The 13391-nt window shown below is 47.3% G+C and carries 10 protein-coding genes, 2 CRISPR repeat arrays and 1 riboswitch; all 10 genes read left to right on the plus strand.

The genetic code is table 11. From position 1 onward, the window contains the following. Positions 1-316 (plus strand): IS3 family transposase (locus B5F80_RS09860; RefSeq protein WP_143747182.1); only part of this gene is annotated, 316 nt, incomplete at its 5' end. Positions 317-556: 240 nt separating this feature from the next. Continuing rightward, positions 557-1584: a CRISPR direct-repeat array (repeat unit 32 nt; unit sequence GTCACTTCTCATGCGAGGGTGTGGATTGAAAT). Positions 1585-1761: 177 nt separating this feature from the next. Beyond that, on the plus strand, positions 1762-2733 hold the full coding sequence (gene cas1f / locus B5F80_RS09865; RefSeq protein ID WP_087478663.1) for a type I-F CRISPR-associated endonuclease Cas1f: 972 nt from the start codon (positions 1762-1764) through the stop codon (positions 2731-2733). Next, positions 2730-6068, plus strand: a complete 3339-nt coding sequence (gene cas3f / locus B5F80_RS09870; protein ID WP_087478664.1) for a type I-F CRISPR-associated helicase Cas3f — start codon at positions 2730-2732, stop codon at positions 6066-6068. Before cas1f ends, cas3f begins: the two co-directional genes overlap by 4 nt. Before the next feature lie 574 nt (positions 6069-6642). Further along, positions 6643-7800 (plus strand): type I-F CRISPR-associated protein Csy1, encoded by a 1158-nt coding sequence (locus B5F80_RS09875; protein ID WP_158099981.1) that lies wholly within the window; start codon positions 6643-6645, stop codon positions 7798-7800. Continuing rightward, positions 7800-8690, plus strand: a complete 891-nt coding sequence (gene csy2, locus B5F80_RS09880; protein ID WP_087478666.1) for a type I-F CRISPR-associated protein Csy2 — start codon at positions 7800-7802, stop codon at positions 8688-8690. Before B5F80_RS09875 ends, csy2 begins: the two co-directional genes overlap by 1 nt. 15 nt (positions 8691-8705) lie before the next feature. Further along, the gene (gene csy3 / locus B5F80_RS09885; protein ID WP_087478667.1) at positions 8706-9719 is read left to right on the plus strand and encodes a type I-F CRISPR-associated protein Csy3; all 1014 of its coding nucleotides are present in this window, start codon (positions 8706-8708) and stop codon (positions 9717-9719) included. 4 nt (positions 9720-9723) lie between these two features. Beyond that, a complete protein-coding gene (gene cas6f, locus B5F80_RS09890; RefSeq protein ID WP_087478668.1) occupies positions 9724-10299 on the plus strand; it encodes a type I-F CRISPR-associated endoribonuclease Cas6/Csy4 in 576 nt (191 codons plus the stop codon). A 132-nt stretch (positions 10300-10431) separates the two neighbouring features. Next, a CRISPR array of direct repeats spans positions 10432-11001; the repeat unit is 28 nt; unit sequence GTTATCTGCCGCATAGGCAGTTTAGAAA. Between the two features lie 286 nt (positions 11002-11287). Continuing rightward, positions 11288-11468, plus strand: a riboswitch (cobalamin riboswitch). Between the two features lie 112 nt (positions 11469-11580). Further along, a complete protein-coding gene (locus tag B5F80_RS09895) occupies positions 11581-12201 on the plus strand; it encodes a MotA/TolQ/ExbB proton channel family protein (RefSeq protein ID WP_087478669.1) in 621 nt (206 codons plus the stop codon). Continuing rightward, positions 12198-12611 carry a biopolymer transporter ExbD gene (locus B5F80_RS09900; RefSeq protein WP_087478670.1) on the plus strand — a complete coding sequence of 138 codons (414 nt, stop codon included), beginning with the start codon at positions 12198-12200 and terminating at the stop codon, positions 12609-12611. Before B5F80_RS09895 ends, B5F80_RS09900 begins: the two co-directional genes overlap by 4 nt. After that, positions 12608-13369: a TonB family protein gene (locus B5F80_RS09905; RefSeq protein WP_087478671.1), complete on the plus strand. Its 762-nt coding sequence runs from the start codon at positions 12608-12610 to the stop codon at positions 13367-13369. The genes B5F80_RS09900 and B5F80_RS09905 overlap by 4 nt, the downstream gene beginning before the upstream one ends. Positions 13370-13391 lie beyond the last annotated feature (22 nt).

Consider the following 13391-nt stretch of genomic DNA (forward strand, 5'->3'; position numbering starts at 1 on the left):
GGATTGCCCCTATCGCCGAACCTTCCATTCCGACCAGGGTTGGGCATACCAAATGAAGGCGTACGTCCGTAAGCTCAAGCAAGAGCGGATTTTTCAAAGCATGTCCCGGCAAGGCAACTGTCTGGATAATGCCGTGATGGAGAACTTCTTCGGCCTACTGAAACAGGAAATGTACTATGGTGTCGTGTACTATAGTTACGAAGAATTGAAATCAGCTATCGAACAGTATATCAAATACTATAACGAGCAACGAATCAAAGAAAAACTTGGCTGGAAGAGTCCTGTCCAATACAGGTTGTCCCTGTCCGCTGCATAAAAAAGTAACGAGATAGCAAAAACTACCTCGTTACTAAAGTCTAACTTTTTGGGGTCACATCAGAAAGCATCATCATGCAGCTTGTGCGAACCAGAAGTATGCGGCATTTTCCTTTGGTTCCGCACTAATATACATAGAAAGATGCTGTTTGGTGATGCGAAAAAGCGGTATAAATTACTAAGTATAGTTATTAATGCCTATATTTGCTGAGGTTGTTTTTGTAGTATACTAAATGTAGCAGTCACTTCTCATGCGAGGGTGTGGATTGAAATCCCTTACTAGCAATAATACCTTTTAGCGCATTTGGTCACTTCTCATGCGAGGGTGTGGATTGAAATCTTCTATATAATCTCCTTCAAACAATTCTTGTCCGTCACTTCTCATGCGAGGGTGTGGATTGAAATCTGGAAAGCGAAAACAGCACAACGGATATGATGAAGTCACTTCTCATGCGAGGGTGTGGATTGAAATGAACATAAACGAGGACGGCAGAAGCGGACGAACGAGTCACTTCTCATGCGAGGGTGTGGATTGAAATAGGAAGTCAAGGTTCGATGCCAGGGCTTCATGAAGTCACTTCTCATGCGAGGGTGTGGATTGAAATTAGCTGGCATCCAGTCTAACGAGTATGAGGTCCCGTCACTTCTCATGCGAGGGTGTGGATTGAAATTTGCCAATGCCGCCAAAGGAGGCGGTAGGGGACAGTCACTTCTCATGCGAGGGTGTGGATTGAAATGCATTACATGTGACGCTAACAAGTGGTACGCATGGGGTCACTTCTCATGCGAGGGTGTGGATTGAAATGTCGCAAAGGAATTTATTTCCTTGCTAGTATATCGTCACTTCTCATGCGAGGGTGTGGATTGAAATATCTGTACAGTAAACAGACCGACGCTTTTTCATTGTCACTTCTCATGCGAGGGTGTGGATTGAAATCCGACAGAGCAAATGCCAAAAGGCCAAAGCTTTTCGTCACTTCTCATGCGAGGGTGTGGATTGAAATCCGAAGGCCGACAAGGCAGCCCTAGGCATGCACCGTCACTTCTCATGCGAGGGTGTGGATTGAAATAAACCGGCAGGCCCCAGCGGCTGAAACAATGTGATGTTACTTCTTATGCGAGGGTGTGGATTGAAATCAGTTTGCCGTGACCGAGACGGCGAGCGCCGGCAGTCACTTCTCGTGCGAGGGTGTGGATTGAAATGGGACGCAAGAATACATCGAACCATCAGGCATTAGTCACTTCTCGTGCGAGAGTGCGGATTGAAATGTTTAAACACTGACAATACTAGGCTTATTCAATATGAATTCTGCAAGCATTTTGACCAGTCAAGAAGCCTCGCAACATGCTTCGTAATTGAGAGGCTCCTTGACGGATAACAGTACTAATAAATGAAAATAGCAAATATTATCCTAAAGAATATCTTTACAAAGGATGAGATGCCCTATGAAACAGAACCTAACGTCTTCCGATTTAAAAACGATTCTTCATTCCAAGCGAGCCAATGTCTTCTATCTGGAGAAATGCCGTGTCATGCAGAAGAACGGCCGCATTGTGTATTTGACAGAGACGGAAAAGGAAAATTTGTACTGGAACATCCCGATTGCTAATACGACGGTAATTTTATTGGGAACAGGTACGTCTATTACGCAGGCGGCTATGCGGTTATTGGCCGGTGCCGGCGTCCTGGTGGGGTTCTGCGGAGGAGGCGGTACGCCTTTGTTTGCCGGTTCAGAAATAGAGTGGCTGAATCCGCAGAGCGAATACAGGCCGACCGTATATGTGCAGGGGTGGTTGTCCTTTTGGTTTGACGAGACGAGGCGCTTGGAGGCGGCTAAGGCGTTTCAACGGGAACGGTGCCAGTTTTTGCGCACTGTTTGGAGTAAGGACAGGGAACTGCAGGATGAACTGTTTGACTGTGACGATTTGAAAATAAAACAAGCGTTAAAGGCCTATGAAAAAGAGATTCCCAAGGCGGGAAATGTGATGGAGCTGCTTACGAAAGAAGCTGCTTTTACGAAAAAGCTTTACAAGTATGCGGCCAATCAATCGGACTGGGGAGAATTTACAAGACGACAGCAAGGCGATGACAAAGCAAATGTCTTTTTAAATCATGGCAATTATTTGGCCTATGGGCTGGCGGCCTGTACCTTATGGGTATTGGGGATTCCTCATGGGTTTGCTGTCATGCATGGAAAAACGCGGCGCGGCGCGCTGGTTTTTGATGTGGCCGATTTGATAAAGGATGCCATCGTCCTGCCTTGGGCCTTTATTTGTGCGGAAAGGAATACGACAGATCAGGAATTCAGGCAGGTCTGCTTGCAGAAATTTACAGAACACAAAGCGCTGGATTTTATGTTTTCTCAGGTCAAGGAGTGCAGCACAATGTTTGCCCGCAGTGGGGGTGATGTCGTATGATGGTAATTTTTGTCAGTAAAAGCGAAGGAAAATCCATTCCTGTTGTCAGAAGGATTTTAGACAGCTTTGCCCTGCGAATCGGCACGGATACCTGGAAAACGGTCATTACGGAAGAGGGGCTTGCGACGGTTAGGACACTGTTGCGGCGCAGCGCGACAAAGAGTACGGCTGTTTCGTGTCATTGGATTCGTTCTCGCAGCCGAAGCGAGCTGGTATGGATCGTAGGAAAGCGCAGCAAGTTTAATGAAGAAGGAATTGTGCCAGTGCATTATACGTCAAAAAATATCGTGCACAGTGAATGGGAAAACGATTGGCAGTATTTGTCCCTGATTAAAGCGATTGCCGCCTTGGCAGCGCTGCTTCATGACTGGGGTAAGGCGTCGGATTTGTTTCAGCATAAATTAAGAGCTGCTGGAAAAGGAAAATTGGAAGCCGATCCGTTTCGCCATGAATGGATATCCTGCAAGCTGTTGGAAGCCTTAGTGCGGTATACGGACGCATACGATGACGATAAGAAATGGCTGACTGCCTTGGCAGAAGGAACAATTAACACGAAAGCATTGGCTGAGCTGGCAGGCAAGAATATGGGGACGTTAGGCCCTATGCCGCCTGTTGCCAGTATGCTGGCGTGGATTATCCTATCTCATCACCGGCTGCCGTATGTAGACGATGAGAATGATAGAACTGGGTACCAAAGCGACGGCGTGTACTCCTTTCAGCAAATGATAGAACGCATATGTGCTTCCTGGGGATACAGCAGACGGTGTAGTAATGAAGACGAAAGAAAAAGAGAAGCACAGTGCTTTTCTTTTCGTCAAGGATTGTTGTGGGATAACGGGCTCCTTTGGCAAAAAGCTTTGAAAAAATGGGCTGCCAAGATGCTTCGCGAAGAAACAGTTTTGTGTACGCTGATTCGGGAGGGTAATCTGGCCTTTCGCAGCATAGTCACTTATGCCCGATTGTGCCTTATGCTGTCTGACCATTACATTTCCTCGCTGCCTCGTGAAGGTGCAGGAAAATCAACGCATAAAAAGAAGCATTCGTGGAGTCCTGTTGATTTATGGGCCAATACGGATCGCAATAAAGGATTAAAACAATCCTTGGAAGAGCATGTTGTTTCTGTTATGGAACAGGCCTTGCAGATAGCTCATCAATTGCCGAACTTTGCTGCCCGGATGGAAAAGGCAGAAGATATTGCCTTTCTGAAGAAGCAAAGTCCCAGGTCTTTCCGCTGGCAAGATGGAGCTGTTGAAAAAATCAAGCAATTCCGGCAGAGAGAACGAGGGAAGATGGCCTATTTCATCGTAAATATGGCGAGTACGGGATGCGGGAAAACGATTGCCAATGCTAAGCTCATGAATGCTGTATCAGAAGATGGAAAATCTCTTCGCTACGTCTTGGCTCTTGGATTGCGGACTCTTACGCTGCAGACGGGAGACGAGTATAGGACCCGAATCGGGCTGGATAAAAGCGAATTAGCCGTTATGATTGGCTCCAGCGTCATCCAGTCGCTCCATGAACAAGATAAAATGGCTGAAGAGGATATGTCATCTGTAGGAGAAACAGAAGCCCTGCTGCAGGAGGAATTGGACTATGAAGATACATGCAATGCAGAACAGACGGCGTTTTTAGACATATTTTTCCAGCATAACCCGCAAAAGTATAAGGCCTTTTTGTATAAGCCCGTCTTGACTGCGACGATAGATTATATGATGGCTGCGACAGAGACCATACGCGGCGGAAAATATATGCTTCCCTTGCTGCGTCTCATGTCGTCCGACTTGGTCATCGATGAAATTGATGATTTTGATAAAAAAGATTTAATTGCTATTTCGCGATTGGTTCATTTAGCCGGAATGATGGGACGGAGTGTAGCCATATCTTCGGCGACGATACCGCCTGATTTGGCCCAAGGCATGTTCAGGGCCTATATGCGCGGCTTAGCCTGCTATAATCAGTTTTTTACCGAAGCAAAGCAGTGCGGCGTCGTCTTGTGCGATGAGTTTAAGACCGTAACAGGCCGGATTGCTATGGGCGACTTTCAGGCCTATGAAGCCATGCATGGCGCTTTTGTCGATAAACGGGTACAGCATTTGGAAAAGCAGCTCATCAAACGAAAAGGCATAATCGTCGATATTCCGAATGCTCCAGAAGGGGGAAGCCGGATTACCCAATTTTTTGAGGCTGCCAAGAAAGCGGCAATTGCCCTGCATGATGATAATTACATTATTGATAAAAGGACGAAAAAACGCGTATCCTTTGGCCTTATCCGCTTGGCTAATACCAGCCCCTGCGTGGCGTGCAGCCTGTATTTGTTGAGCAGCGAATGCATGCTGCCGAAAGGGTATGCTATTCGGATTATGACCTATCATAGCCGGCAGCTTCTGATTATGCGCCATGAGCAGGAAAAATATTTAGATGTCGTCTTGAAACGAAAGTATGACAGCTCTGTTCCTGTAGATATACAAGACCCGGTGATTCGCCGCCATTTAGATAGTATTGAGGAAGATAACGTCTTGTTTATCGTCGTCGCAACGCCTATAGAAGAAATTGGCCGGGACCATGATTTTGACTGGGCTGTCGTCGAGCCGTCGTCGTATCGTTCTTTTATTCAGCTGGCCGGGCGCGTGCTGCGTCATCGCAAGGTGTATGCGGACATTATAAAACCGAATATTGCTGTAATGCAGTACAATGTGAGGGCTCTGCAAGGAAAACCGCAGGCCTTTATAAAGCCGGGATACGAAGTCAAGCCGTATCATCTCCGCAGCCACGACCTGCATGATATTATAGATGAAAAAGCTTTTCATAAAAAAATTGACGCCGTACTGCGTATACGAAAGCCTGTCATGAATGGCACCGATAAAAAAGACGTTTCCCTGTTAATCGACTTGGAACATATGACGATGGAAGATTTTAACAGTGATGAGCCAGGGCCGCAGGGACTGTCCGGCTGGATTGACGAGTATTGGTGGCTTACGGCGCTGCCGCAGACATTCAACCGGTTTCGTGAGGGCCAGGCTGATAGGAAGCTTATAGGCGTATATAGAGACGGGAAGATTCACTTTTCTATGTATGAAGACGGCGAATGTATTGACTGCGGAGATACGCTGCATATTAAACAAGATACTATAGAATATGGGGCCGAAAGAATATGGCTGCCGCGTACATATGAAGACGCGCTTTGTCGCCGCATTCCAGAAGACGACGACCTTCCGGAAGAAGAGCTGCTGGAGACGCTATCTAACAAATACGGAGAAATTACTTTACCCGTTGATAGCGGCGATGAAACATGGTTTTATGACGATCAATTCGGCATATTCAAAAAGATGAGATGAAAACAGAGTTATAGGCATGAAACTATTTCAAACTGGCAGAGACGTATGAACGATGACTTTTGTCGGCGGCAGCACTGACAACTTCGGCATTGTTTTATGTATTTTTTATCTTTTATGTCCATGGTATAATAAAGATGCCTGCTGGATAAGCAGTTTAGAAAGTGTTTTTTTTAATTTATGAGTGTCTGCCGCAAAGGCAGTTCAACAAGCTATTTGCTTTGTGGATGTGAACTAACGGCGTTTCCGGAACTGTATACTTTCTGTCATAATGCCGATGTTGTTTGCATGAACTTTTTTGTTTGCCAGCCTGAATTGGCTGGCTTTTTTTCTTTTTCGGATATATGATTGCATTTTATCTGGTTTTATTGGACGTCAGCGTTTTTCCCATTAGAGAGTTGTATGTTTATTGTAAGGAATATATATCATATTTGACTAGCCAGTATAAGGCGTGTCATGGTAATCCATTTAGGAATGGAGACATGTTCAAATGATTGTTATTTCATTTCAACTGTAGTATAATTAATCTAAATAAAAAAAAACACGGATAATATATAATGGAAACGGAGTGATGATTATGGGAATGCTCAAGACGTACATAGAGGAACAGGCAGAAAGCAAGAAGCTGTCAGTGACGGAATGGATGCAAAAACGGATAGATGAGATTCCCTTCTGCAAGATAGCTACGCATGTCGGAAAGTTTTCCCATCCAGACGCTAAAGTAACCATATGCGATACGTCTGATTCTCCTTGTAAAGGATATGTCGCTACGTCGAATTCAGCTCATGATACCGATGTTTCTGTCAACGCCGCGTATATGGGGACGGCTAAATTATTGTTTGATAATCTTTTGGAAGATGGACATACCGTGTTTTTCCATGTAGTAACGGGAAGCTCTTTGGTAGAAGAAGAATTTAAAGCTCTGCACCTAGACGAGGCATTGTATCATACCTTTAAAGAACGTGTCCTGCAATGCAGCCGGCCGAGTTTTCCCGATACGACTGATGGCCTGCTTAAACAAGTATATTTTCCTATTGGGGCCAATGCCTATCACTTGCTGACGGTCATGCCGTCTTCCAGCGTATTACTGAAACTGAAAGAAAAGGTTAAACAATTAGACGAACAGCGGAAGCAGTGCCGTGAGGCTGGCGCTGATTATGATGAACTTTGGGATTTGACGGCTATTTCTTTCGGCGGGACGAAACCCCAGAATATCAGCTATCTAAACAGCGCCAACGGAGGGACGGCGTACTTGCTGCCCTCGCTGCCGCCTGTACTGTCTGGCCGGCAAGTGCGGAAACCTAAAAGAAATTTTTTTAGGGAATCCCTTTCATTTAGAAATTATAAGTATATATTTAAGGAACTTCATGTGCTGTTTAAAGCGGATAGGAACAATAAGCAAATCCGCGACGCCGTAAGAGCGCATATAGAGCAGCTTATTTCCCAGGCTATGATGGCGGCCTATGCTCTTCGCCGTGAGGGAGAAGGGTGGAGCGGCGACGGAGCCTATGCGTCTCTGCCGCTGCATCAGAAAATTTGGCTGGATACGCAATATGCGCTGCAACGGAAAGAAGATGAGTGGCGTGAGGAGCTGAGCGCTGATTTTGGACGATGGGTAATACGTACGTATGAATACATATTGAAGAAAGAACGCTGCACCTTAGGGGATGGGGAAATGCGCTTTTTTAAGCACGAGTTCAGAGATGAGCTGGATAAGGCGGTGAGATGCGAGTAATGAAAACCTACATTGTATTGCCTGACGTACAAATTCACAACGCCAATGCGATGAGCAGCACCTATACCATTGGTTTTCCGGCAATGACGGCATGGCTGGGGGCGGTGCATGCTCTGCAGCGGAACCTAGCGGTATGGGACCCGGTTTTTTCAGATATTGTATTTTCTAAAACGGCTGTTGTCTACCATTCCTGTCATTTACAGGTTCAAAAAGGGTACAGAAACTCGATTATCGGGACGGCCAATCCGCTGAAAAAGAAGGGCGGAGCCTACGAACGGCCGCCGTTTATTGCGGAAGCGCGAGTTCATGTGACTGTAACCTTGGTAATCGAAACGAGCCGGGTTCGGCCGGAATATAAGGAGCGGTGTGAACATGCGATCACTATGCTGCTGCCCACTATGAAAATTGCTTCCGGAGATGTTCTCAAAGCCGGCAAGGCGGAAATTGTATATATTGACGAGGAAAAAGAATATGGATATAAGCCGCTCATTGCCAAGATGATGCCTGGATATGTATTGATTGAACGGCGGGATATACTGGAGCAGGAAGCCGCTGGTTCCGAAGATGGGCTGGATACGTTGCTGAAATTTTTGCAGATCCATTGCCATGCCGATTCGGATGCCGAATCGGGTCGTACGGATTGGACGTACGAAAGAGCGATACCCGGCTGGGTTATTCCCATTTCTGTAGGATTTAAGGCGATATCGCCGCTGATGCAGGTATCTCATCAGAGGGATATGACAAAACCACATCGCTTTGCCGAAAATATCGTTACGCTGGGCGAATTTAAGATGCCGTATCAATTTGATGATATTGACGACATGATGTGGCACTATGAATACGATGAAGAACAAGGACTATATATTTGCAGAAATCAGAAGCTGCAGTAAAAGGAGGAGTTTGTTATGGCAAAAAAAGATTCTGTTATTGCGTCTGTATTGGCCTTTGAAAAGCGGATGGTTCCTTCTGACGGATATATGTATGAAACACGGTGGGATGTGAGGCAAGAGGAAAAGACACCCATTTGTTTATCAGAAAAGTCGGTGCGGGGCACTATTTCCAATCGGCTGAAGAACGCCGTTAAAAATGACCCGGCAAAGCTGAATGCAGAAGTAGAAAAAGCAAATTTGCAAACTGTAGACAGCGCTTCTTTATCTATGGAATGCGATACGTTAAAGCTTTGTTTTACACTGAAATTTTTGCCGGTGCAGCAGCCGTCAGCCTGTAATAATGAAGAACACTATCAGAAAATCAACGGCATGATCCAAGCTTATAAAGACCGTTACGGCTTTACCGAATTAGCGAAACGATATGCTTTCAATATTGCTAACGGACGGTTTTTGTGGAGAAATCGCGTCGGCGCAGAGCAAATAGAAATTATCGTGACGGCAAAAGAGCTGGAATCACAATGGGTATTTAATGCGTACGACTACAGCTTACGCGATTTTGACGATGAAGATGCCAATATCTTAGCTCTGGCAAACTGCATTGCCGACGCCTTGTGCGGCACTAAACCGTATCTTTTTCTTGATGTCGAAGCCAATGTGCTGCTGGGCCGTGGACAAGAAGTATATCCGAGCGAAGAATTAGTCCTCGACAAGAAGAGTGAAAAAAGCAAGATTTTATACGCCGTAAACGATACAGCGGCTATGCATTCTCAAAAGTTAGGCAATGCCTTGAGGACTATTGATACGTGGTATCCGGAATGCGACGACGTCCTGCGTCCCATTGCGATAGAACCGTACGGCGCCGTTACGAATTTGGGGAAAGCCTATCGGACAGGCACGAGCAAGAAGGATTTTTATACCTTATTTGATAAATACTCTGTAGGAGAAGCGCTGGAATGTGAGGAAGACGAACACTATGTCATGGCCGTATTAGTGCGCGGCGGCGTCTTCGGACAAAGCGGAAAGGAATGATATCATGCAGTACTATCAGGAGATCACGCTGCTTCCTGATGAAGGCTCTTCTGTAAATTTTCTCTGGGGGAAAGTATTTACAGCAGTTCATATTGCTTTGGCAGATCTAAAAAATACGCAGGGAATTACGAATATTGCCGTATCTTTTCCAGAGTATGGAGAAACTTCATTAGGGACTAAGCTGCGGATTTTGGCAGAAGATGAACACCTATTGGAAATGTTGAATATAAAGGGCGTGTTGCGGCGTTTTGCTGATTATGCTGATATTGGAAAGATAAAGAAAATACCATATAAAAAGATAAAAGGCTATGCTGTGTACAGCCGATATCAGCCAGACAGCTCCGTCCATCAAAAAGCAAGACGGTACAGCCAGCGCCATCCTGATACTTCCTATGCGCAGGCTCTCCAGATTATGAAATCAAAGAATCGGGCGACGCAGCTGCCGTATATTCAGATGTGCAGCATGACGAACCGCAATCCATTCCGATTATTCATTAAACGGACGAAAGCTGAACCAGGAGAGAAATATCATTTTGGCAGTTATGGATTAAGTCCTCATTCTGCAGTACCCGAATTTTAACCCAAATAAAATGAGCAAAGGAAAAACCTTGGAAATATGCGGATTTTTGCTATCTGGAAAAATTTAGGGTAAAATAAGGAAAACATACTGCCGTGCCAGTACGTATGCCGTATGGCAGTATGTTTTCTTACAGTTGTCTGCCGCATAGGCAGTTTAGAAAATGGCTTGTCTAAAAAATTCACTCATGTTTACCGTTGTCTGCCGCATAGGCAGTTTAGAAAGTCCTGCCATTTCCAAGTGATTTTCTGGTCGCGTTATCTGCCGCATAGGCAGTTTAGAAAGCAGGCCAGCCCTTCCAGTGTGGCCGCTGCGCGTTATCTGCCGCATAGGCAGTTTAGAAAAGCTGCCCTTGATACAAGGGGCGTATGGCATTGTTATCTGCCGCATAGGCAGTTTAGAAAAGCTGGAAAAGGCGTAGGTTTCCGTTTCTTCCGTTATCTGCCGCATAGGCAGTTTAGAAAAAAAACGTTATCTGGTATACGTACCCGGCATTGTTATCTGCCGCATAGGCAGTTTAGAAAATAAACCTAGTAAGAACCTACATTGTAGGTTCGTTATCTGCCGCATAGGCAGTTTAGAAATATTTGTTCCGCCGCCAATAATGACGGCCGCTGTTATCTGCCGTATAGGCAGTTTAGAAATGCCCCCCGCTCGTCGCGTTGGATGTAGACGAAGTTATCTGCCGCATAGGCAGTTTAGAAAATTGAAGTTGTGTAAAAAGTGGGCGAAACGAATCATTCGGCTGCGTACATTGGAAGAAAATGGCGGTAGTATCGGATTATGTGCATGATGCCGATCAAAACTGCCGAAGGACGGGAAGCAAAAGGATACTGCGACGTCCTCATCAAATAAATATCATCCACCACTTGATACTGTCGGGAATGTATAGGGGAATGACTCTTTTCATTTTCTATGACAAAATGAAGCCGTTCGTACAACCATCCGCATATTGACAGGCTCTAGGGGGCATGCTATAGTTAATTAAAATCTATTTATATGCAGGTCAGGTGTCGCAGACTTAATAGAGAAGTCCGGTGAAACTCCGGCGCGGTCCCGCCGCTGTAACGAGGAGCGACGCTGCAATATGTCACTGTACCCCACAGGTATGGGAAGGCGCAGCGGAGCGATGAATCTGAGCCAGAAGAACTGCCTGACTGATAATCACCGATAGACCTGCGAGCGATGGGAATGGAGATTCAATGTTGCGCGAATAGCCGTGAGGGATATCCTTGCGGCTTTTTTTATTGAGGAAACGGTGACGGCATTGCCGGGGAGGGAGATATGGAATCCATAGCAGAAGGCCTGCAGTTGTTTCAAAGGGGCGGCATCGTCATGTACGCCCTGCTGGCCTGCTCGTTGTTTGTCGTGTACGTAGGCGTTGAACGCTGGCTCTTTTATCAGCGTATGGATGCTGGAAAGGCCTTTGCCCAGCAATTTTACACGTACATGAAATTGAAAAAATATGATGAAGCCTGCGAAGCGGCCCGTCGGGGGCAGGGCGGTCTGGCCTTGATTTTATCCGACGCCTTTGCCTGCGACGACGAGCGGCGCAGCGCTTTTGTCGAAGTACAGTCGGGCGTATTGCTGGCTAAATTGCGCAGCCGCCTGTATTATTTGAGCGTCATCGTCACCATGGCTCCCTTATTGGGGCTTCTCGGGACAATCAGCGGCATGATTACGTCGTTCAGCATTTTCAACGTTGAATCGGGGCAGGCTATCGCCATTACGGGAGGCGTCGGCGAGGCTCTCGTAGCGACGGCCTTCGGGTTGTGCGTAGCTATTTTGGCCCTGGCTGTTCACGCTTATTTTACGCAGCGCCTGGACCGCATCATCACGGACATGGAATTGTGTTTTTCTGCTCTTGAGCTGATGCCGCGCAAGGAACGGGAGCGAGTATTATGAGACTGCGGGACAGACGGCAATTTACGAAGCCGGAGGTCATGATCATCCCCATGATCGACATCATGTTTTTCCTCCTGGTTTTCTTTATGATCAGCACGCTGTATATGGTCGATTTGAAGACGGTAGGCGTTGATTTGCCCCAGGCTGTCCACGCTGAGGCCCAGACGAAGGTCAACTACGTCGTGACGATGAAAAAAGACGGGACGCTGTGGCTGGAAGATAAGGAAATCAGCCGCGGTGACTTAGTGCGGCAGGCTGCCGAAGCGCAGCGCCGCAGCGGACAGTTTTCCGTCGTCATCCGGGCCGATCAGGGACTGGATTACGGACAGGTCATGGCTTTACTCGATGAACTGAAGGGCGCCGGCGTCACCCATTTTGGTCTGGCTGCAGAAAGCGGCGGTGCGAAGTGAGGCGCGAGGACAAGGATAAGCGGCTGGCTCTGTTCATCTCGCTGGCCGTCCATGGGGCGCTGTTCGTCGTACTGGCGGCGGCCGGCGTGTTCACTTTTATCCAGACCCGTTCCCAGGCCGAGCCAATCGACGTGACGGTGTACAATGAAGAGTCGATGAACAACCTGCCGAAATTGGGCGGCGGAGACGGCGGCCCGACATATGACGCGCCGGCCAGCCCGATGCCGGCTATCGACGAGTCCTATACCGAAGAGGTGCAGGAACAGCGGGAAGTGCAGAAGATCATGGCCGAGACGGGCGTCGACGCCGCTCAGGCTAAGGAAATCGCGGCGGCCCATAGGACGCAGTCTGCGGCTGGGCAAGGCCCTTCGTCTGAAGGACAAGGCCGCGATGCAGGGCAGGGAACGTCCGGTTCGGGGAGTGAATCCGGCTCCGGCGGAAGTACTGCCGGTGTTCCCGGCGGCGACGGACTGCGGCCGGCGACTAAGGCAAGGCTTGTATCGGTGCCCGACGTAAACTCCTACTATCCGGAAGAACTGCGGCGGAAAAATATCGGCGGAACTGTGACGGTTCACATCGTCGTCGGCGCGGACGGCTCTGTTGCCAGCGCGTCGGTCTCTGCTTCGTCGGGATATGCGGCTATGGACGAGGCAGCGGTGCAGATTGCCTACGGCTGCGTATACGAACCGGCCCGGAACAGCTACGGTCAGGCCGTAGCTTCGGAAAGAGATCTGAATATTCCCTTTCAAATACGTTAATGGTACTATATAGTATATAAGG

The sequence above is a fragment of the Megasphaera sp. An286 genome (assembly GCF_002163455.1).
In the GTDB taxonomy this organism is placed as follows: Bacteria; Bacillota; Negativicutes; order Veillonellales; family Megasphaeraceae; genus Megasphaera; species Megasphaera stantonii.